The organism is Streptomyces sp. NBC_01454 (genome assembly GCF_036227565.1).
GTDB lineage: Bacteria > Actinomycetota > Actinomycetes > Streptomycetales > Streptomycetaceae > Streptomyces.
Map to the genome: position 1 here is coordinate 5,099,003 of NZ_CP109460.1, position 21,833 is coordinate 5,120,835.

Annotated in this window: 12 protein-coding genes; 3 read left to right on the forward strand and 9 right to left on the reverse strand. The window is 75.1% G+C overall.

Annotation, left to right across the window (positions count from 1 at the left end; genetic code table 11):
* Positions 1-27: 27 nt before the first annotated feature.
* Positions 28-2,673 (reverse strand): YfhO family protein, encoded by a 2,646-nt coding sequence (locus OIU81_RS22610; protein WP_329150679.1) that lies wholly within the window; start codon positions 2,671-2,673, stop codon positions 28-30.
* A 116-nt stretch (positions 2,674-2,789) separates the two neighbouring features.
* Between OIU81_RS22610 and OIU81_RS22615 the strand changes: the two genes are divergently transcribed.
* Entirely contained in the window at positions 2,790-4,757 is a 1,968-nt protein-coding gene (locus OIU81_RS22615; RefSeq protein ID WP_329150680.1) for a glycosyltransferase family 2 protein, read from the forward strand.
* A 99-nt stretch (positions 4,758-4,856) separates the two neighbouring features.
* Positions 4,857-5,129, forward strand: coding sequence for a DUF1876 domain-containing protein (locus OIU81_RS22620; RefSeq protein WP_329150682.1), 273 nt, complete (start codon positions 4,857-4,859; stop codon positions 5,127-5,129).
* Between the two features lie 57 nt (positions 5,130-5,186).
* Here the strand turns inward: OIU81_RS22620 and galE are convergent, their stop codons facing one another.
* The 3 genes from galE to OIU81_RS22635 all read right to left on the reverse strand — a co-directional run bounded on the left by galE (position 5,187) and on the right by OIU81_RS22635 (position 11,753).
* On the reverse strand, positions 5,187-6,164 hold the full coding sequence (gene galE, locus OIU81_RS22625; RefSeq protein ID WP_329150684.1) for a UDP-glucose 4-epimerase GalE: 978 nt from the start codon (positions 6,162-6,164) through the stop codon (positions 5,187-5,189).
* 53 nt (positions 6,165-6,217) lie between these two features.
* Entirely contained in the window at positions 6,218-7,864 is a 1,647-nt protein-coding gene (locus OIU81_RS22630; protein ID WP_329155297.1) for a glycosyltransferase family 2 protein, read from the reverse strand.
* A 265-nt stretch (positions 7,865-8,129) separates the two neighbouring features.
* Positions 8,130-11,753 carry a bifunctional glycosyltransferase/CDP-glycerol:glycerophosphate glycerophosphotransferase gene (locus tag OIU81_RS22635; protein ID WP_329150686.1) on the reverse strand — a complete coding sequence of 1,208 codons (3,624 nt, stop codon included), beginning with the start codon at positions 11,751-11,753 and terminating at the stop codon, positions 8,130-8,132.
* 255 nt (positions 11,754-12,008) lie between these two features.
* On the opposite strand from OIU81_RS22635, the gene OIU81_RS22640 reads away from it, so the two are divergent.
* On the forward strand, positions 12,009-12,695 hold the full coding sequence (locus OIU81_RS22640) for a class I SAM-dependent methyltransferase (RefSeq protein WP_329150688.1): 687 nt from the start codon (positions 12,009-12,011) through the stop codon (positions 12,693-12,695).
* A gap of 45 nt (positions 12,696-12,740) precedes the next feature.
* Here OIU81_RS22640 and OIU81_RS22645 read toward each other — a convergent pair whose 3' ends face one another.
* The 5 genes from OIU81_RS22645 to OIU81_RS22665 form a co-directional block, all read right to left on the reverse strand.
* Positions 12,741-13,691 (reverse strand): class I SAM-dependent methyltransferase, encoded by a 951-nt coding sequence (locus OIU81_RS22645; protein ID WP_329150691.1) that lies wholly within the window; start codon positions 13,689-13,691, stop codon positions 12,741-12,743.
* Positions 13,692-14,080: 389 nt separating this feature from the next.
* On the reverse strand, positions 14,081-14,995 hold the full coding sequence (locus OIU81_RS22650; protein ID WP_329150693.1) for a carbohydrate ABC transporter permease: 915 nt from the start codon (positions 14,993-14,995) through the stop codon (positions 14,081-14,083).
* The gene (locus OIU81_RS22655; RefSeq protein ID WP_329150695.1) at positions 14,992-16,350 is read right to left on the reverse strand and encodes a carbohydrate ABC transporter permease; all 1,359 of its coding nucleotides are present in this window, start codon (positions 16,348-16,350) and stop codon (positions 14,992-14,994) included. The genes OIU81_RS22650 and OIU81_RS22655 overlap by 4 nt, the downstream gene beginning before the upstream one ends.
* A 45-nt stretch (positions 16,351-16,395) precedes the next feature.
* Positions 16,396-17,775: an ABC transporter substrate-binding protein gene (locus OIU81_RS22660; RefSeq protein WP_329150696.1), complete on the reverse strand. Its 1,380-nt coding sequence runs from the start codon at positions 17,773-17,775 to the stop codon at positions 16,396-16,398.
* Positions 17,776-18,035: 260 nt separating this feature from the next.
* Positions 18,036-21,350, reverse strand: coding sequence for an FHA domain-containing protein (locus OIU81_RS22665; protein ID WP_329155298.1), 3,315 nt, complete (start codon positions 21,348-21,350; stop codon positions 18,036-18,038).
* Positions 21,351-21,833 lie beyond the last annotated feature (483 nt).

Genomic DNA, 21,833 nt, shown 5'->3' on the forward strand with positions numbered 1-21,833 from the left:
GCGGACGCCGTCCCCTGAAGGCTGATTCTACAAATCTGTGGGAATGTCACTATTTGAACGGCGTAGTGGTGTGACGCGCCGTCGGCCGCGGACCGCCCCGGCCGCGGCCACCACGGCGAGCAACAGCGCCGCCGCGGCGCTCGCCGCCAGCCCCGCCCCGAGGCCCGGTGGCCGGTAGGAACACGACAGCCGGGAGGCCCCCGTGCCCAGCGGGACGGCCGCCAGACCGGCGAACGGGTGCGGCGCGCGGCGCGGGCCGCCGTCCACCGAACAGCCCCACCCCGCGACCGCCGGGAGCGCCAGCACCGCGCTGCCGCGGCTGCCCGGCCGCAGCCGGGCCGTCAGCCGGTGGCCGCCGGCGGACAGCGCCACCGGGCCCCGGGCGCGCAGCGCGGCCACCGCCGCCGTCAGCCGCCGCCGGGACAGACAGCCGACGGCGTGCCCGGGGACGCGCTGCGGACCCCGGCCGGTGAAGCGCACCGAGACCCTGCCGTCCGCGGGCACCCGGCCCAGCGCCCGCACCGGATTGGCGGTGACATCTGCGCTGCCGATCCCCGTGCTGTGCCCACCCAGCCCGCTGACCTGCCCGGCGAACCACGGCGCCGACCACACGGCGGTGCTGCCGGGGGTGCAGTGGGCGGTGAAGGTGGTCCCCGGGCCGCTCGGGTCCGCCGCCGGCCGTGCGGCGGCCGGCCGTGCCGGGCGCAGCAGCCAGCCGCCGCGGACGGGCACCGGGGCCGCGCCCGCGCTGGGTGTCAGCGCCGGCACCTCGTAGACGGCCGCGCCCAGCACCCGCTCCTGGCGGGCGAACACGGTCTCCCCGGGGGCCGCGCGCGGGAGCGTGCCGCGGACGGTCAGCAGCGGGGCCGGGTGCGCGCGGTGGGGGACGAAGCGGGCGCGGCGCTGCGGCACCGGGGACAGGAAGCTGCCGACGCCCATGATCGCCTGGCCCGCCGGGTCCTCGAAGCTGAGCGTGTGGCGGCCCCTCATGTACCACCCGGCGCCCAGGCGTTGCAGGGTGCGGGCGGTGGCCGCGGGCACATAGCTGCTGTAGTAGGCGCCGCCCTCGCCGCCGAGCAGCAGCGGGTCGTTGTTGGCGAACTCGTGCGGACCCGGATCGGTGCGCGAGCGGGGCCAGTCGGTGCGGGCGGCCAGCGCGTCCCGGGCCGCCAGCGACGCCCCGGTCAGCGTGATCTTGGGCTGGAACCAGGGGATCCGGTCCCGTGCCGCGGTCACCGAGAACACCGTGTACGCCGAGCCGAGCAGGACGGTGCCGGTCAGTGCGGCGGTGACGGCCCGCCGGGCGCGGCCGCCGGGCAGCGCGCCGAGCGCGGTCAGCGCCACGAGGGCCGCGGTGCCGCCGCCGGCCACCAGGATCCAGGTGGCGGTGCCGACCGCGCCCTGGTGGCGGCAGAGCCAGGCCAGTACGGCGACCAGCCCCGCGCCGGCGGCCAGTTCGCCGGGCCGCGGGCGGTGCGCCAGCGCGAGCCAGGAGATCATCACGAGGATCCCGCTGAGCACGAAGGCAGCGCGGTAGGGGCTGCCGTTGGGCAGCGCGAAGCCGTGCCACAGCAGGATCGTCGGCTCCTGGACGAACGACCAGGCGACCCCCGCCGCCAGCGCGTACCAGCCCAGGCGCACCCGCGGCGGCACCGCGCGCACGAACGGGAAGGCGGCCACCAGCAGCAGCCCGGTCACCCCGATGAAGAGGTTCGGGGCCGGTACCGCGTCGTGGCCGCCGGGCAGCAGCTGCGACAGCTGGAGGAGCAGGGGCGGCCGGCCGGGGTAGGACGCCGGGGGAGCCGGCTGGGCGGCACGGCTGGCCTGGAAGGTGACGGTCAGGACGGGCGCGGCGAGCAGGATGCCGGTCAGCGCCATCGAGACGGCGCGGCCCGCCGCCCGCAGCCGGTCGCCGCGCGGCATCGAGGTGGCCGTCAGCATCCGCAGGCCCAGCACCAGCGCCGTCGCCAGGGTCGCCATCGCCGCCGTGTAGAAGTTGCCCGCCCAGGCGAGCGCGACCAGCAGGGTGCCGGCCACCCAGCGGGTACGGCGCAGACACCAGTCCGCGGCGATCCCGGTCAGTGGCAGCGCGACCAGGCCCCACATCCACATGGGGTCGGCGAACCCGTCGTTCAGCACCCAGGCGCACAGGCCGTAGCCGGTCGACAGCAGCGCCCGCAGCACGCCGGAGCCCGGCCGCAGCCGGCCGAGGGAGACGGTCATCAGCGCGGTGCCCAGGCCGATGCTGAGCAGGGTGACCAGGAAGACCGGGAGGTCGGCCAGGGCCCGGGGGAAGAGTCCGACGAGCCAGGAGAACGGGTTCATCAGATAGGTGAAGAAGTCGGCGAGGAACGGGACGCCGTAGCCGCTGCCCCAGTTGAAGAACAGATCGCCGCCGGTGGCGCCGTGCAGCAGGTCCCACAGCCGGACGTGGAACGGCACGAACTGGTTGCCCAGATCGTTGACGGCGCGGGAGCGCGGACCGAAGGGGTAGCTGCCGCAGAGGGCGAGCCCGAGGCAGTACGCGCCCATGGACAGGGCCGCCGCGAGCCCGGGTGCCGTCAGCCGCGCGAGGGTCCGGCGCACCACGGCCGGGTGTTCCCTTCCGGGAAGGGGTCGGGCAACCTCCAGGGGCCGGACCGCCTCTTGTGGGGTGGCGGGCGTCGGAGCCACCGGCACTCCTCCACGATCGGCGAACGTTCACTCCACGTTATATGTCTTAATGGTCCCTTTTGCTCGGCTGGGACGCCGGGTCTTTCGGGGGATTGCGGAAAGGAACGGAGGACACGGTGCCCGTCTCTGACGACCTCGCGGCCACGGTCCCCACCGGGCCCCACGGTTCGCCGCCGACCGTCTCCGTGATCGTGCCGGTGCACAACACCCGGCGCTACCTCGACCGCAGCCTGGGCTCCGTCTTCGCACAGACGCTGGAGCAGCGGCAGATCGAGGTGATCGCGGTCGATGACGGTTCCACCGACGGCAGCGCGGAATGGCTGGCCGAGCAGGCCCGCAGCCACCCCAACCTGACCGTGCTGCGCCAGGAGGCCTCCGGCGGCGCCGGCCGGCCGCGCAACGCCGGGCTGGCCCGGGCCACCGGCGACTACGTCTTCTTCCTCGACTCCGACGACCGCCTCGACACCGAGGCGCTGTACTGGCTCACCCGGACGGCCCAGAAAAACGGCTCGGACGTCGTCTACGGCCGGATAGCCGGCGCCGACGGCCGCGCGGCCCCCGTCGACCTGCGCACCACCAGCGAAGAGGTCTCCGTCTTCGATTCCCCGGTCTACTGGTCGCTGGCCGCCTACAAGCTCTTCCGTCGCTCCTTCGTCGAACGGCACCGGCTGCGCTTCGTCGAGGGCCGGCTGCTGGCCGAGGACCTGCCGTTCGGCATCACCGCCCTGCTGCGCGCCGAGGTCGTCTCCGTCTTCGCCGAGCGCACCTGCTACTACCTGCACGGACGCGAGGACAACAGCAACGCCACCCGGCAGGACATCGACTGGTGCGAGTACCTCGACTACATCGGCACCGTTCTCGACCAGGTCGCCGCCGAGGTCCCGCCGGGCGCCGACCGCGACAAGCTGATGGTCCGGCACTTCCACGGCGAGATACTCATGCCCTTCGGGGCCTCCTACCTCGGCCGCGACGCGGCCGGCCGCCGGGCGATGGCCGCCGCCGCCCGCCCGCTCGTCGCGCGCTACCTCACCGACCGGGTGCGCGCCGCCCTGCCGCCCGCCCTGCGGCTGCGCGCCCACTGTCTGCACGCCGGGCTCGACGACGAGCTGACCGCCGTTGTCCGGGCCGACACCGAGTCCCGGCCGGGCCCGCCGCACCTGGACGACGACGGGCGCCTGTACGCCGGCTACCCGTTCTTCCGCGATCCGCGGCGCGACGTCCCCGATGCCTGCTACGACCTCACCGACCGCGTGGTGCTGCGCCAGCGGCTGGACCACCCGCACTGGGTGGGCGGCGTCCTGCACCTGCGGGGCACCGCCACGCTCCCCCCGCTCGGCGGCGACACCGCCGAGCTGCTCCTGCGCCGCGGCGCCACCACCCACCGCGTCCCGGCCCGCTACGAGGACGGCGGGTGGCAGGCCGCCGTCGACCCGGCGACCGCCGCGGACGGCGGGCCGCTGCCCGACGGCACCTGGGGCTTCAAGCTGGCGCTCACCGCGTACGGCACGGGCGGCGCGGGCGGGCCCGCACTGCGCCGTGAGGCCTGGCTGGTCCCCGAGGACGGGGACGGCGGCCCGGACTTCGCCCCGCGGATCGCCGGCCGCGGCCCCGCGGGCCCCGCCGTCGCCGCGCTCTTCCTCTCCCGGCCGCACGGCCATCTCCACCTCGACCTGGGCCGCGACGGGACGAGCCGGCCGCTCGGCACGGACCTGCGCGGCACCGCGGACGCCACCCGCTCCGGCCGCGCCACCCTCACCGCGCACCTCACCCTGCCCGGCTGCCCCGTGGACGCCGAGCTGCGGCTGCTCCTCGTCGACGGGGTGCGCACGGTGACCCTGCGCACCACAGCCGTCCGCGACACCGGCGACCACTACACCGTGCGCTCCCTGCTCCGCGGCGGCCCCCCGGGGACCTGGCGGGTGGTCCTGCGGGTGACCGCGGGCCCCCTCCGCCGCGAACTGCCGGTCCGCCCGGCCGGCGCCCCGCCCGGCACCCCGGGACAGCTGACCCTCACCGTGCCGGCGGCCGGCCCCCGGGCGAGGCTCCGACGGGTGGTCCGCGGCATCCGGCGCTTCCGCCGCTGACCGGGGAGGGGCGGGCGGCGGCCGGCGTCGCACCGGCACGCCGTGCACGCGCGCAGCCACAGGCGCACGCTGGAAACAGCGGTTCCGGAGGTGATCGTGATGCTGCAGACCGCTGTCGGATGGCATGTCGAGCTGGAATTCGACGAGGACGCCCACCGCACCCGCGCCGCGGCCCTGGTCCGGCTCCCCGACGGGAGCGAGGTCCGGGCCCATGGCCACACCAGCCGCCACCCCGCCGACTCCAACCAGCCGAGGGTCGGCGAGGAGGTCGCGGGGGCCAGAGCGCTCAACGAGCTGGCGATGAAGCTGCTGACCAAGGCCCACGACGAGATCGACGAGGTGTCCGGCCGGACCTCACACCCCCTGCGCTGAGCGGCGCGGCCGGGCGGGGCGGCACGCCCCCACCCGGCCGCGGGCGGCGGGCGCCGGTCAGGCCTGTGCGTGGTGGTGCTGCCAGCCCGTCCAGGCCGAGGTGATCATGTCGCGTACGTCGTGCCGGGCCTTCCAGCCCAGCTCGGCGGTGATCCGGTCGGCGGCCGCGATCACCCGGGCCGGGTCGCCCGCCCGGCGGGGGGTGACCTCGGCGGTGACGGTGCCGTGGCCGGTGATCTCGGTGATCAGGTCGATCATCTCGCGCACCGAGACGCCCTCGCCGCGGCCGATGTTGAGCGTCAGATCGCGCACCGGACCGGGCTCGGCGAGCTTGCGGGCGGCCGCCACATGGGCCTCGGCGAGGTCGGCGACATGGATGTAGTCGCGGATGCAGGTGCCGTCGGGGGTGTCGTAGTCGTCGCCGAAGATGCGCGGCGCGGCGCCCTCGGTGAGCCGCTCGAAGACCATCGGGACGATGTTGAAGACGCCCGTGTCGGCCAGCTCGGGGGCGGCCGCGCCGGCGACGTTGAAGTAGCGCAGGCAGGCGGTGCTGATGCCGTGTGCCTTGCCCACCGCACGGGCCATCCACTCGCCGACGAGCTTGGTCTCGCCGTACGGGTTGATCGGCACGCAGGGGGTGTCCTCGGTGACCAGGTCGACGTCGGGCATGCCGTAGACCGCGGCCGAGGAGGAGAAGACGAGGCGGCCCACGCCGCCCGCGGCCATCGCCTCCAGCAGCGTCTGCAGACCGTGGACGTTCTCGCGGTAGTAGAGCAGCGGCATCTCGACGGACTCGCCGACCTGCTTCTTGGCGGCCAGATGCACGACATCGGTGATGCCGTGCCCGGCGATGGTCTCGTCGAGCAGCGCGCGGTCGAGGGTGGAGCCCACGACCAGCGGGACGCCCTCCGGGATCCGGGCGGCCACGCCCGACGTCAGATCGTCGAGCACGACGACCGTCTCGCCCGCCTGGCGCAGGGCCCGTACGACATGGGAGCCGATGTATCCGGCACCACCCGTGATCAAGTAAGACATAGCGCCAATCCTAGGCTCGGGGTCCGACAGGGAGGAGGAGCGGGCCGCGGCGGTCAGCGGCGCAGCCGCCGGGCGGCGATCCGCCACACGCTGCGCACACCCGAGGCGACCCGGAGCGACAGCGCCCCGCCGGTGGTCGCGTACGGCTGCACCAGCAGGACGAGATGCCGCCGGCTGAGCAGCACCCGGCGCCGCAGCCCCGGGCCCTTGGCCCGCAGCGAGGCGCGGAAACCGGCCCCGTTCGCGCAGCTGACCTGCGCCATCAGGTCCCAGGGCTCGGGGTCCGCGCAGTGTTCGCCCGGCTCGACAAGCGCGTCGAGATCCAGCGCGACCTCGGCGGTCCAGCAGGCGTGGGAGCCGGCGGCGGCCGGGGCGGCGCGGGTGAGCGCGGCGGTGTGGACCGGGCCGCGCCGCTCGTCCCGGCGGCGGTACAGCTCGATGTCGATGCTCTGCGGCCCGGCCGCGGCCAGCCGCCCGTACAGATCGTGTATGCGCAGCCGCAGCACCCCGCGGCCGGTGACGCAGGGCTCGGCGTCGATGGTCACCGGCAGCCGGTGCGTCGGCTTGCTGCCGATCGCGTCCAGCTCGACGTCGGGCAGGTCCGGGGACCACACCGCACGTCCGTCGATCTCCGTGTACGGCGGCAGCAGTCGGCCGGGCCGGGCCGCCAGCTGGGTCAGGCGGTCCAGGTCCTGCGGGGCCGGGGAGGCCAGCACGACGCGGGCCAGCCAGCGGGCCGGGGCGCGGGCCGCGCGCAGATCGGCCTCTTCGAAGCCGGCCAGGTAGTCGCGGGCCAGGCTCCACCACTCCGCGCGGTAGTCGGCGCTGCGGGTGTGCAGCTCGCGGACGTACATCCGCAGGTCGTGGTCGAGGAACTTGGTGCTCGCGGCGTGCGCCAGCGCCTTGAGGCCGGCGTCCTTGAAGATCTGCACGCTGGCGCGGTGGGCCGCGATCCGGGCCTGCCAGTTGGCGACGTCGGTGCGGTCCAGCGAGATCGACTGCTTGGCGGCCGAGCGGCGCACATGCCAGATGTAGACGCTGTCGGGGATGGTCGCGATCCGCGGGTCGGCGGCCAGCACCCGCGCGGTGAAGACGAAGTCCTCGTAGGTGAAGCGGCCCTCGGGGAAGGTGATGTTGTGCCCGTCCAGGAACGAGCGCGCGTAGAGCTTGTTGACGCAGAGCGTGTCGCGGACCAGCTGGGGGCTGGCTTCGGCGGATTCGTGCACGGCCGGTTCGCGGTAGAGGCCGGGCTGCCAGGGGACGTCGCGGTGCGCGGGCAGCTCACGGCGTACGCAGGCGCCGGCCGCGACCGGGGCGTCGTGCTCCAGCGCGGCGGTCAGCAGCGCCCCGACCGCGCCCGGCGGCAGTACGTCGTCGCTGTCCAGGAACATCACGTAGCGCCCGGTGGCGGCGCGCAGTCCGTCGTTGCGCGGGGTGCCGCAGCCGCCGCTGTTCCGTTCGCGGTGCAGGACCCGCAGCCGTGGTGCGCTGCGGGCGAGGTCGTCCAGGGCGGCGCCGGTTCCGTCGGTGGAGGCGTCGTTCACCGCGATCACTTCGGTGACCGTGTCGCCCTGCGTGAGTGCGGAGCGCACCGCATCGCAGACGTGAGCGACGTCGTTGAAGGCGATGACGACGACGCTGACCTGCGCGGACGGCGTGATGGTGGGCCCCGCCGGCAGCGGCTCCAGGGCTTCTTTCACAGTCACTGAATCTACATTTCGTGTCGACAGCATCTCTTGGCGCGAGCGGGGTCCGAACCCATTTCCGATGGTTCAGAGGGCGAATCCCGTCGAGCGGTTGCACCCGCCGCTCCGCTCTTCCCGCCCTCTTGCCGTCTTCTTACCCGGCAGGAAGTCGGGGCTTGGGGTGCGCAGGCCCGTAAGAGCACCTGCACATGCTGTAACGACGCGAGCGCCGCACGATGCCGATCCGCACGCCACCACCTTGCGGCGAACCGGCCCGCGCTCACCGCTCCATCAGATCCGCGACCCGGCCCGCCGCCCCGCCGTCGTCCCGGTGGCAGAACGTCTGCCGGAAATCCGCGTAGGCCGCCGCCCCCGACGCGGCGATCGCCGTCAAGTCGCCCAGCGCGTCGATCAGTTCACCGGTACAGGTGAGCAGCGGCCCCGGTGCCCGCGCCTCGAAGTCGAGGGTGAAGCCGCGCAGGGTGTCGCGGTAGTGCGGCAGATCCGGGGTGAGGAAGAGCATCGGGCGGCCGGTGTTGGCGAAGTCGGCGGCCAGCGAGGAGTAGTCGGTGACCAGCACGTCCGCGGCCAGCAGCAGCTCGGTGGCGTCGGGGTGGGCACAGACGTCGAGGGCGAAGGGCGCGTGGTGGGCGGGCAGCCGGTCGGCGACCAGCGGATGGCCGCGGACCAGCAGCACGTGGTCGTCCGCCAGCTCCCGCCGCGCCAGGTCCAGGTCGAGCGGCAGATGCAGCCGGTGGTGCCCGGCGTCGTAGGCCAGGTCGTCGCGCGGGGTCGGCGCGTACAGCACGACCTTCCGGCCGGGCTCGATGCCCAGCCGCTCGCGCACCGCGGCCGCGATCCGGTCGCGGTCGGGCGCGAAGAAGGCGTCGGTGCGCGGCAATCCGGTCTCCACCAGGCGGCCGGAGTAGCCGAGCGCGGCGCGCAGCACCGGGGTGCTGTGGGCGTTGGGCGACAGCAGTACGCTCCACTGCCGGCTCACCCGCGGCCGCGGCGCCAGATGGGCCAGCCCCCCGCACAGGGTGCCGCTCAGATCGGCGCCGATCCGCTTGAGCGGGGTGCCGTGCCAGGTCTGGATGATGCGCTGGCCGCCGCGCCGGGTGAACCAGCGGGGCAGATGGGTGTTGGTGACCACCCAACGGCTGTGCGCCAGCGCGCCGTGCCACTCGGCGCTGCCCACGAGCACCGCCCGGGCCGTTTCCGGCACCGCGCTCTGGGCGTCGCGCACCGCCCACAGATGCTCCGCGTCCATGTCCCGGCGGACCAGCTCCTCGTGCACCGCGCGCGGTGAATCCCCGTACGCGCGGCCGCCGAAGCTGCTGTAGAGGACGGTGTCGCGCAGCGGACGGGAGCGGTGCAGCGCGTAGTGCTGTTCGCGCAGCATCCGGCGCCGGTAGGGGCCGCGGTCGGTGGCGGGCAGCGCGGGGCCCGCCGTGACGAGGGCCTCGTCGTGCCGGTGCCGGTCGAGGGTGAGCGGCTTGCCGCGGACCGTGCGGGCGGCCGGCAGCCCGTCCAGGACGGTCGGCGCGCAGCGCACCGGGGCGTCCAGCGGGGAGCCGGGCGCGCCCTGTTCGCGCAGGTGCAGCGTCCAGCGGCCCTCGCGCAGCGGCACCGTCCCGGCGAGCGAGGGCAGTGCGCCCAGCGGCAGCGCACAGTGGAAGCGGCCGTCGTCGTGGGTGGCGGGGAAGGCCAGCTCGGTGGCGTGGGCGCCGTGTTTGAGGACCAGTTCGCTGGCGTGCGGCGCGGCGTCCGGCAGCCGGCCCGCCACCAGCAGGGTGCCGTCCGGGCGCCACAGGGCCCGGTCCAGGTACGGCTGCGGGACGCGGTCGTGCAGCACGAGGTCGCCGGCGGGGGTGGCTGCGACGATCAGCTCGCGGCCGTGCGGGAGCGGACAGGAGAGGGGGGCGAGCCAGGGGTCGCAGGCGATCGGGTCGGTGCCGCCGCCGGGCAGGACCAGCTCGGGCACCCAGCTCTCGGTGTGCGCCGGCGCGATGGCCCGCGGCGCCCCGTCCCGGGTGGGGCGCGCGGCGACCAGGGCGTCGAGACGGATACGGAAGGTCAGCCGGGCGGCGGCGGGCGCGGCGGCGGGCGGCGTCGCATCCGCCTGCCCGGGGCCCGGCCCACCCGGCGGCTCCGTCTCCACCGGGAACGACACCACCGTGCCGGTCGCCTGGTGGGTCACCCGCAGGGCGGCGGGCGGCGGGCCGGGCGCGGTGACGGTCAGGTCCAGGGTCCCGGCCGCCGCCGCGTGCCGGCCGGCCAGCCGCCGGGTGCGGCGGGTCACCGACAGCCGCAGCCGCCCGTCCGCGTACCGGGGCGTGATCCGTACGCCGTCCCCCGCGCCGTCCCCGGCCACCTCATGGGCGCACGGTGCGGCGCCCGAGCCGGTCTCGGGCGCGGCCAGCGACGCGGTCCGCAGCACGCCCGCGGAGGCCAGCAGCAGCCCGAGCGTCCATTCGCCCTCCTCCCAGCGTCCGCCCCTGCGCAGCCGGGCCGGGTCGAGCCGCACCTCGAAGCCCGACCAGTCGTAACAGTGCTGCTCCTGACCGGACTCGGCGGTCGCCGCCGGCATCAGGACCGTCCGCAGCGGCAGCAGCACCCGCCGCCGCCCGCACGAGAGCACCGCCGTTTTGAGGTAGCTGTGCCGGGCCGCGGCGTCCAGGTTGCGGATGTAGGCGTAGCCGCGCAGCACCAGCGCGCCGTCCTGCCACGACGCCGCCACGACCCGGGCACGAACGGGGAAGTCGGCGCGGTCCAGCCGGGTCACGCCCGGCGGCAGCTCCAGCGGCGGCGTCAGCGGCAGCACCGCCCGCTTGCGCAGCGGCGGTCCGGCGACGGTGAACCCGGCCGGGTTGCGGGCCTCGTGACCGAGCAGGGCGAGCAGACCGGTCAGCCGGCCGGTGCGGATCAGATACCAGCGCATCCGCAGCTCCACGGGGAGCGTGCGGAACAGCCGCGGGTCGACGCCGGCGAGGAAGTCACGGGCGCAGTCCAGGAACGCGGTGCGGAATTCGGGCGTGGCCGCCGGCAGCGCGTCGATGAGGTCGAGCAGCCCGTCGGTGAGCTGTGCGCGGTCGTAGTCGCGCCGGTGGGCGCCGAGCCGGGGGTGCGCCGGGTCGTCGAGGAACCGGCGGATGCCGGCCACCACCGCGAACCGCTCCCGCACGCCCCGGGCATCGGGCCGCCGGTGGCGGTCGGGCCCTTCCGGCAGCCGCCAGTAGCAGACGTGCTCATGCAGCACGTCGACCGCCTCGGCAAGGAAGTGCGCGGGCAGCGTCACCGCCGCGTCATGGCAGAACTCGCCCTCGGGGAAGGCGAGTTCGTGGGCGTCCCAGAAGGTGCGGCGGAAGACCTTGTTGCCGGCGAAGTGGTCCGACAGCAGCGTGAGGTCCTCGCTGATGTGGGTGCGCAGGGCGGTCTCCCGGCCGGCCGCGTGGTGTGCGCACTGGCTGCGGCCCGCCGCGCCGAGCCGGTAGACGTTGCCGGTCGCCAGGTCCGCGCCGGACTTGTCCAGCAGGCCGGTGAGGTCCTCGTAGGCGCGCGGCAGCAGCACATCGTCGGCGTCGAGGAAGGCCAGGTACGCGGTGTGCGGATAGGCGTGCCGGGCGCCGGTGTTGCGGGCCGCGCCACAGCCGGGGGCCGGGTCGCTCCCGGGGTGGTGGACGATCCGGAACCGCGGGTCCCGCTCGGCGAAGCGGCGGGCGAGGGCCGCGGGCGTGCCCGGTGCGGCGGCGTCCCCGCCGCCCGGTGCGGGCGGGCCGTCCACCATCACCACATCCAGCTCGGTCAGCGTCTGCGCCGCGACCGACTCCAGGCACTCCTGCAGATTCCGCTCGGACCCCTCGATGCGAGGGACCGGGATGACGACGGTGAGCCGAGGCTTCATACGTGGACCAAGCCTTTCCGGACTGGCGATGCACAAGACCGGTCCGTTCAACTCGCCCGCGGCGGCACGGTCACCGGATCTGCGCTGAAAGGGTGAGAGCCGCCGCCGGCGGTGCCTGCTCCCGGGCGGGCGTTCGGTGCGCGACGGTCGGCGCGCCGTAGTGCCGGGCCGGGTCCGATGCCGTAGACCCGTTGCACAGCCTGCCGGCGCTCCGTGCGCCCCGATTCCTCCTTCAGGGAAGGTGACCGCGACCCGATGCCCGGCCGAACCGACAGCTCCGCCGCCACCGACAGCCTCGACGCCGGGCCGCCCGGTGGTGACACCCGGCCCGCGCGCTCCGTCCGCCCCGCCGGTACCGCGCCGTCCGCCTCCACCGCGCGGCTGCCGGCCGACCCGGGGCGCGGCGGCCCGGCGCGGCTGTTGCCCGCCCGGTCCCCGTTCCGCGCCCAGCTGCGGCGGATCGGCAGCGGGCGGGTGCTGGAGATCGGCTGCGGGGACGGCGCCACCCTCGCCCGCTGCGCGCCCGGCAGTGTCGGCGTGGATCACGACCCGCGGTCCGTGGAGCGCTGCCGGGCCCGCGGGCTGACCGCCTATACGGCCGACGCGTTCCTGGCGAGCCCGCACGCCCGGCCCGGCGCCTTCGACGCGCTGCTGACCGCGCACGTCCTGGAGCATCTGGACGACGAGCAGGTGGAGAGCCTGCTGCGGGCCTATGTCCGCTATGTACGGCCGGGCGGCGGGGTGCTGCTGATCACCGCGCAGGAGGCCGGGCACCGGGCCGGCCCCACCCCGGTGCGCTTCACCGACTTCGCGCTGCTGCGGGCCTTCGCCGCCTCGGCGGGCCTGGCGGTGCGGCGGACGTACTCCCATCCGCTGCCGCGCCCGGCCGGGATGCTGCTGCGCGCCAATGTGTTCGTCCTGGTCGGACAGGTACCGCGGTAGCGCGGGCCAGGGCACAGCATGGTGCCCCGGCCCGCGCCCGGCGCCTCAGTGCCCGCGGGCCCGCCTGCGGGCCTTCACCAGGGCGCGGGTGACGACCGGCGGCAGCACGTCCCGGGCCACCCGGCGCGCGGCGGCGCGTATCGCGAACGGCGGGCGCGGGGCCGGGCGGCCCGTGGCGGCCGCCGGGGACGGTCCGGCCGGCCGCCGCGGGGCGCCCGTGCCCGCCGACCGGTGCCGGGAGACCGGCTGGGCGGGCTCCCCGGCGCCCTTGGCGCTCAGCCGGATCAGCGGAGCGTCGTTGACGTACTGCACCTCGTGCCAGATGTCGCCGCGGGCCGCGATCCACGCCAGCAGCGCCTTCTGGAGCGGCTCGGGGTCGCCCCAGGTCCCGTAGAACTTGGTGCCGGTGAGGCAGATCGGGCGCAGCCCCTCGTTCGCGACGGCCTGCCAGGTGGCGGCGGCCACCCCGGGGCAGTGCTCGGCGCGGTAGTCGTCCAGCACCACGACGCCGTGCGCGGTGAGCAGCGTGCGCACCGCGAGGATGTCGCCGTGCACATGCGCGTAGTGATGTGAGGCGTCGATATGGGCGAAGCGCACCGAGCCCTCGTCGACATGATCGGTGACGGCCGAGCTCAGGCCCTGCACGATGGTGGGCAACTCCTCATGGAACGCAAGGTAGTTCGCCTCGAAGGCGCGCCGCGTCAGCGTGGCGTAGGACTTCTTCATCTCCCGGGAGTTGGAGGCGTCCTCGGCGGGGGAGTCGAAGAGATCGCAGACCGTGAAGCGCTCGCCGGCCCGCAGCCGCGCACCCAGGAAGATCGCGCTCTTGCCCATGTACGCGCCCAGTTCGAGCAGATCCCCCGGTTCGGACCGTTCCTGCTGCTGCGCCAGGAACCAGTCGAACATCAGCTGGTCGGCGGTGAAGAACCAGCCCTTGACCTCGGACAGCCGGGTGGGGCGGGGGAGTGCGGCGCTCTCTGCGATGGGGGCAGTCATGTGCGGTCCGTCTCCAGACGGTCGGGAACGTAGGACGAAATACGACACGTGGATGAGGGGGGTTGGGGGGTTTGAGCGGTATGTTCCGGCGCGGTCGGCCGTGGATGTGCCGGTGCTGCTCGGTGCTGCTCGGTGTTGTTCGGTGCTGACTGTTGTTGTCGGTAGCTCCGCGGCCCGGGGCGCACCCGGTGTCGTGGCCGCTGCGCACGGGCGCGGCCCTGCCGGGCCGGGGGGCGCCACTGCTCGGTTCGAGAGTCGTTCCGAGCGCCGCTCAGGCAGTCTCCATGACGGAGCCGGGTCGCACCATGCGCTTCACGGGACCTGCATCGTAGGGGGAGGAAAATGAACAGCAGGTGGCGTGCGGCCCCGCGCTCCGTCGCCGCGCGGTCTCACTTCACCGCGCCGGCCATCACCCCGGAGACGAACTGGCGCTGGAAGGCGAAGAAGACGATCAGCGGCACCACCATCGACAGGAACGCACCCGGCGCCAGCACATCGATGTTGTTGCCGAACTGCCGCACCTCCTGTTGCAGGGCCACGGTGATCGGCGGATGGCCGCTGTCCGCGAAGATCAGCGCGATCAGCATGTCGTTCCACACCCACAGGAACTGGAAGATCCCCAGCGAGGCGATCGCCGGTCCGCCCAGCGGCAGCACCACACGGGTGAACAGCCGCAGCTCGCCCGCCCCGTCCAGCCGGGCCGCCTCCAGCAGCTCGCGCGGGATCTCGGCGAAGAAGTTGCGCAGCAGGAACACCGCGAACGGCAGCCCGAAGGCCGTGTGGAAGAGGATGACCCCGGCCGTCGTCTCGAAGAGCCCCACCGCGCCGAACAGCTTGGCCACCGGGATCAGCGCCACCTGCACGGGCACCACCAGCAGCCCGACGACCACCATGAACCAGCCGTCGCGGCCGGGGAAGTCCATCCAGGCGAAGGCATAGCCGGCCAGCGACCCGATGACGACCACGAGCACCGTCGCCGGCACCGTGATCGCGGCCGTGGTCAGCAGCGACCCCATCACCTTGCCGTTGGACAGCAGCTGACCGTAGTTGTCCCAGGTGATCTGGGCCGGCTCGGTGAGGACCTGCCACCAGCCGGACGAGGCGATCCGCTGCGGGCTGCGCAGCGAGGACAGCAGCAGCCCCACGGAGGGCATCAGCCAGAACAGCGCGACCAGGACCAGGAAGATCCGCAGCGCACCGCCGCCGGCCCGCGCCGCGATCCGGGCCGTGAACGGCTGCCGGACGCGCACCGTACCGGCCGCCCGGGGCCGCTCGGCCGGTACGGCGTGGTCCACGGTCGTCATCGGCGACGCTCCTTCCGTATGCGCCGGAGATTGACGTACATCACCGGCAGCACGAGCAGCAGCAGGAAGACGGCGATCGCGCTGCCCAGCCCCTCGTCGACATCCGTGCCGAACGACGACTGGAAGAGCTGGAGCGCCAGCACATTGGCGGACCGGATGCTGGAGCCCGGCGCGATGATGTAGACCAGGTCGAAGATCTTCAGCACGTTGATCATGAGGGTGACCAGCACGACCACCAGGACCGGGGCCAGCAGCGGCACCGTGATCCGGCGGAAGACCTGCCACTCCCCGGCGCCGTCCACCCGCGCCGCCTCCAGCAGCTCCCGGGGGACGCCCGACAGCCCCGCCGCGATCAGCACCATCGCGAAACCGGCCCACATCCAGACGTAGGAGCCGATGATGGCGGGGGTGACCAGCGCCGGGCCGAGCCAGTCGACACCGCGGTAGGTCTCGGCGAAGTCGGCCGCGGGCAGCCGGAGCCGGGCGCCCGCGGCCGGCCCGCCGGGCAGCGCGAAGGTGCCGTCGGCCGCCGTCGTCGCCGAGGCGACCACCCGGCCTCCCCTGACCGCCTCGACCCGCAGCCCGGCCAGCGCCTTCTCGCCGCGGTCGAGGACGTCCGGGCGGCCGCCGCCCCCGCGGGTGAAGTCCAGCCACACGGTGCCGGTGACCGTGCCCGGCCGGGACCCGGCCTCGGCCGCGGGCCGTGCGCCGCGCAGATCGTCCGGCCGGACGGCGATCAGCGGCAGCTTCACCGGCGACCCCGCCCGTACGGCCGCCCGCGTGGTGAACGCCCCGCCGCCGGACGGCGCGAGCGCGGCCCGGGGCCGCGGCCGGGCACCGGGGAAGGGCGCCGGGCCGGCGAACGTGTCATGGACGGCCACCCACACCGCGTTGGCGACGCCGCGCTGCGGATCCTGGTCGTAGACCAGCCGGAAGATGATGCCGGCCGCCAGCATCGAGATCGCCATCGGCATGAACACGATCAGCTTGAAGGCGGTGCCCCAGCGGATCCGCTCGGTCAGCACCGCGAAGATCAGCCCCAGCGCCGTCGCGACCGCCGGCGCCACCGCGACCCAGATGACGGTGTTCTTCAGCGCGGTACGGATGCCGTCGTCCGAGAACATCGCGCCGTAGTTGTCCAGTCCCACGAAGCCCGTGCCGGAGGCGTCGAACAGGCTGCGGTGGACGGAGAAGACGATGGGGTAGACGACCAGCGCCCCGAGCAGCAGCAGCGCCGGCAGCAGGAACGCCGCGGCGAGCCGGCGGTGGGTGGCCGGGGCCCGGCGCCGGCCGCCGTCGCCCCGCGGGCCGCGCCCGCCGCTCTCACTGACCTTGCTGACCTGTACGGCGCTCATCGTGACGGTCCCCCGGTCCCGGTCGAGGCGGTCGGCGGCGGGTGCTCAGTGCCCGAACGACGTGGCGGCGTCCTTCTCCAGCCGGGCCTGGATGCCCGCGACGTCCTTGGGGTTCTTCAGGAAGTCCTGGAGGTCCTTCCACTCGCCCTGGCCGGGCTTGCCGCCGAAGGAGGCCGGCGCCTGGTCGGACATGTCGAAGCGGAAGTCGTCACCCGCCGCGATCAGCGCCCGGGCGATCGTGCGCAGCACGCCGTTGGCGTACGCCGCCTGGTCGAGCTCCTTGTTGGGCGAGAGGAACCCGCCGGCCTGCGCCCAGATCTTGGCGGCGTCCGTCGACGCCAGGAACGTCAGCAGCGCCTGCGCGGCCTTGGTGTCCTTGAGGGCCACCGCCACATCGCCGCCGGTCACCACCGGGGACTTCGCGCCCACCGCGGGGAACGGGAAGACCTTGGCGTCCGTGCCGATCTTCGCCTTGGTCTGGCTGATGTTGGCGGCGGCGAAGTCGGCCGAGGAGACCATCGCGGCCTTGGGGGCGTCGCCGCCGCCGAAGGTCTGGGTCACCGAGGTCGGGAAGTCCGTCTGCAGGGCGCCGGAGTTACCGCCGGCGAGCAGATCCTTGCGGCCGAAGAGCCCGCCGAGCGTGGTCAGCGCCCGCTTGACGGAGGGATCGGTCCACTTGAGGTCGTGCCGCGCCAGCCGGTCGTACTTCTCCGGCCCCGCCTGGGAGAGGTAGATGTTCTCGAACCAGTCGGTCAGCGTCCAGCCGTCCGCACCGCCCACCGAGACCGGCTCGACGCCCGACTCGGAGAGCGTCTGCGCCGTCTTGAGGAACTCCTGCCAGGTCTTGGGCTCCTTGGCGCCGGCGTTGTCGAACGCCCGGGCGTTGTACCAGACCAGCGACTTGTTGCTGGCCTTGAAGTAGACGCCGTACGGCGTGCCCTGGTGGGCGCCGAGGTCCCGCCAGCCCTGGGAGTAGTTCTTGGCGAGCTGCGCCTTGGCGTCCGCGCCGAGCGGCTTGAGCCAGCCCTTGCGCGCGAACTCGTGGAGCACCCCGACCTGTTGGAGCATCGCGATGTCCGGCGGCCCGCCACCGGCGATCTTGGAGCCGACGAAACCGGCCATGTCGTCGCCGCTGGGCACGAAGTCGACCGTGGCGCCGGTGCGCTTTTCGAACTCGTCCAGCACCTTGACGAAGTTCTCCCGCTCCGGCCCCGTCCAGACGGCGGTCACCTGCACCTTCTGGCCGGCGAGGTGGGGCAGGCGCACGGTGGGGGCGGTGCCGCCGCCCTTGCCGCCGCCGTCGGCGTGGTCCTTGCCGCCACTGCCGCCGCTGCCGCCGCAGGCGCCCAGCGCCAGGGCGAGCGCCGCGGTGGCCGCCACCGCGGTCGTGGTGCGAAGCGCCGTGCGGTCGAGTCGTCTGCGCATCCCCGTAGCCCCTTATCGCTGCGCCTGCCGTGCCGGGTGCGAAGGGAGAGCCGCCACGTCGTGCCGCGGCGCCCCTGCCGTGCCGTTCGCGTCGTGCCGTGCGGTGGTGCGGTGCGGTGGTGTGGTGGTGCCTGCCGCGCTGCGCTTCGTCGTGCGGGTCGGTGTGCGACAGTCCTACGCCCTGGCCACGGGGTCCGCAATACCGCCTTCCGCGTCAACTGACCTTTCGTGATGGGGCTGTTACGGACGGCACCCGGGGCTCACAGCAGGGGTGGGGCGGCTGTGGCGCCCGAGGACTGTGCGGCCCGCTGGAGCGCACTGGCCAGCAGTGCCAGGTCCGTCGGGCCGTTGCCCAGCTCGCGCAGCGGCCGCCGGGCCGGCGGGTCGCCCATCCGCGCCCACTCCAGGGGGACGACCGTCGGCCGCAGGGTGGACGTCCGGGGTATCCGCCCGGTCACCCGGCCCGCCTGGAACGGGGTCGAGGAGCCGTCCGCCGTGCGGTACAGCCGGCCGCGGCCCGGGGGCTCCGGCTCGGACGCACCGGCGGCGGCGCCCAACCGCACCCGCAGACCGGCCCGTTCACTCGCGGCGGTCTCAGCCGTACGGTCCGGATGGCCGGTCGCGGCTATCAGATGGACGCCGAGCGCCGCCCCCTCCCGGGCCACCGCCTCCAGGGCCCGCACCACGGAACCGGCGGCCGGCCGGCCCATGCTGCCCAGCGCGGGCGCCACCAGCGCATCGAAGTCGTCGACCAGCACGAACAGCCGCGGCATCGGCACCGCCGCCGCCTCGTCGGCCGCGGCCGCCCCGCTGCGCGCCCGCAGCCGCAGCGTCCCGGTCGTCGACGGGTCCGGGTCACCGGCCGCCGACCCGCCGGCGCCCTCGGTCGTCCGCCGCGGGGCGATGATCCGCGGCGCCGGCAGATGCCTGCTGCGCCACTCGGCGAACGGGGTGCCGTCGAGTATTTCCGTGCGCCGCTTCAGCTCCGAGGACAGTGCCTGGGCGAACTCCCGCATCCGCAGCGGCTCCGAGGCCGCGAGATACGTCGTGACATGCGGCAGGTCCGTGCACACCCGCAGGCCCTCGCCGCGCTCGCTGCCCCCGCCGTCCACCAGCACCAGCGACAGCAGATCGGGACGGTCGGCGGCGGCCAGCGAGGCGGCCAGCGCACGCAGCAGCTCGGTCTTGCCGGTGGCCGCCGCGCCCTCCAGGAAGAGATGCGCGCCGTCGGCGGCGAGATCGGCGCACAGCGGACCGTGCGGACCGGCGCCGAGCACCGCGGCGGCGCCCGCCCGGTCGCTGTCCAGGGCGGCGGCCCAACGGGCCATCAGGGACGCCGGGGTGGCGCGGGCCAGCCCCAGCTCGTCCAGCAGCCGGGCCGCGTCCGGCAGCGGGACGGCCGGGCGGGGAGCCGTGCCGCCGCCGGCCGGCGCATCGGCCTCGCGCAGCGGCGCCAGCGCCCGCGCGAACCGCTCGGCCCAGGCGCCGGAGACCGCGTCCACCGTCGCGACCGTGCCCTGGGGGCCGGAGCCCGGCTGGACGACGCGCAGCGCCGTGGCGACATCGCCGCTGAGCACCGCGACCGCCCCGCACTCCCCGAAGGCGGGTGACGCGGCCCGGGCCGCCTCGTACGTCGCGGACAGCGGGAAGGAAGGGGAGGAGGCCGGGGTCTCGGCCAGGCACAGCAGATGGACACCGGCCGCCGGGCCGCCCGACGCGAGCCGGGCCGTGGTCTCGCGCAGCGCGGCGGAGCCGGGGTCGCCGTCCACGATCACCAGGGTGTACGGACCCTGATGGCGGGCCGCGGCGGCGGCGATCTCCGCCGGCCCGGCGTCGGCCCAGCCGGGGCCCAGCGGGCTGTCGTCGAGCCGGCGCACCAGCTCGGACGTACGGGCCGCGGCCTGCTCCTTGTCGTAGGCCAGCAGCAGCCGGCAGTCCTGGCCGTGGGCCGGGCGGACCTGCGGCAGCCAGCCGAGCCAGGACCATTCGGCCACCCGCTCCTCGGTGGGGCGCGCACGGTCCGCGCTGATCAGCACGAGGTCGAGGGTGCCCGGGGAGTGCAGCGCGGCGAGCTGGGCGAGGGCGCAGCGGGCCAGCCCGGTCAGCCGGGACCGCGGTCCGGCCAGGCCCAGCGAGCCGGCCCGGCGCAGCCCGACGGTCACCGGCACCGCGGCCCGGCCGCCGCTGCGGGCGGCCGTCCCCAGCCGGACCGTCAGCGCATCGGGGTGGTCCGGGCCGCGCTCCCAGAGCCGGGGGCCCGGGCCCAGCGCGGTGAGCAGGACCGCGGCGGCATCCGGCCAGCGCTCGTCCGCGGCCGGCCCGGAGACCGCCTCCGCCGTCCCGGCCTCCCCGAAGGCGTCCGCGGGGACCGCCTCGGTGGTGTACCCGCCGGCCGGCGGGTACACCACCGGGAGGGTCTCGGGCCGCTCGACGGCGGGCCGGCCGCCGGCCAGCCGCCGCGCCCAGGCGCCCAGACCGCCCCGCCGCCCGCTCTTGTGGGACGCCTCCCCGGGCGGCGCGAGCGCCTGCTGCCCGCCGTGTGTGGGGTCCTGCGCGCCGCCGGGGAAGCCGTCGGTGTGCTCCCGGGCGCCGAGGCCGGCGGCCCCTTCGGTCCCGTCGGTGGTGCGGTCGTAGACATGGCCGCCGGAGAGGTCCGGGAAGCGGGCGTCGGCCGGTGCGCGCCAGGGGGCCGGGCCCGGGTCCGGGGCGCCCTGCCACGACTGGCCGGCGCCGGTCGGGGTGCCGCGCAGCGGGGTGTCCCGCCGCCCCGTGGCGTCCGCCGCCGGCCGGGACGGGTGTACGGGGGCGGCCGGGCGGCCGTACCCGGCTCCCTCGTACGCACCCTCGGCCGCGGCGGTGACGCCGTGCGGGCCCGCTGCCGCGCCGTGGCCGGCACCGCTCCCGCCGGCCGCTCCCGGGGTGATCCGCAGCTGTCCCTCGCCGTCCGGCGCGGTCGCCAGGGCCGGGTCCGGGGCGCCGGGCGCGGACTGCAGACGCAGCGCGGACTCGCCGATCCGCAGCAGCGCGCCGGGCCGCAGCGGCGCGGGCTGCTCGCCGAGTCCGGTGCCGTCCACGGCCGTGCCGTTGGTGGAGCGCAGGTCGGCCACGGTCACCGCCCCGTCGGGCCCGACCGTCACGGCGCAGTGCAGCCGGGAGACATCGGGGTCGTCGAGCGGGACATCGGCGTCGGCGGAGCGGCCGATGCGGATCTGGCCGCCGTGCAGCAGATGCACCCCGCCGGCATCGGGGCCGGAGACGACGCGCAGCCGCGCCGAGCCGTGCGGCAGGCCGTGGGCCGGGGAGGGGCCCGGGTTCTGGAGGGAGAGCACCGCGCCGTCGATCAGCGGGGGCTCGCCGAGCGCCGCGCGCTGCGGATCGAGCCGCTCGGACCCGGCATAGAGCACGACCGGGGCGCTGCTGCCGCCGCCGACATCGGCGCCCGAGCCCGCCACGGAGGCCGCGAGCGAGCCGGCCACCGCCGCCAGCGCGGTTCCGGCGGGGGCCGTCACGAGCACGTCGCAGGCCCGGGTGGTGTGGCCGCTGCGCGGCCCGAGGACGGTCAGCCGGATCTGCATCGCCGTCAACGGTCCCTTCTGCCGGGATCCGCAGGGGGACCGCTCCTCCCCCCACCGCACCCGGGCACGTCGGCACGGACAAGTCCCAAGTGCACGTCGCGACACGGACCGCCGCCCCCACCGCATCGTGCTGGGAGCATCCTCGCACCTGGCACTGACAACACGCCCGCCGACCGCCGTTCAGTGATCTTGATTGGTCTTCTAAGGGCGAAAAAGTGCCTGCTTGCGTGCCGTGCCAGGCCGGAATTCGACCGCCGTGGTCAGCTCGGAACCGTTCCGGACCGGCCGTGCGGGCGGTGTGCGCACCGTCCGGCCGGAACGGGCAACCATCCGCCGCGCACGTGCGTCTTTCCCACAAGCCTGTACCGGGCCGCCGGACCGAAAAGATTGTCCGACGGCACTACAGTGGGTCGGACGGCCGTGCGGAAGGCGAACCAGTCGACCCGGCGGGCCAGGCAACGAGAACCACACGACCAGGGAGCG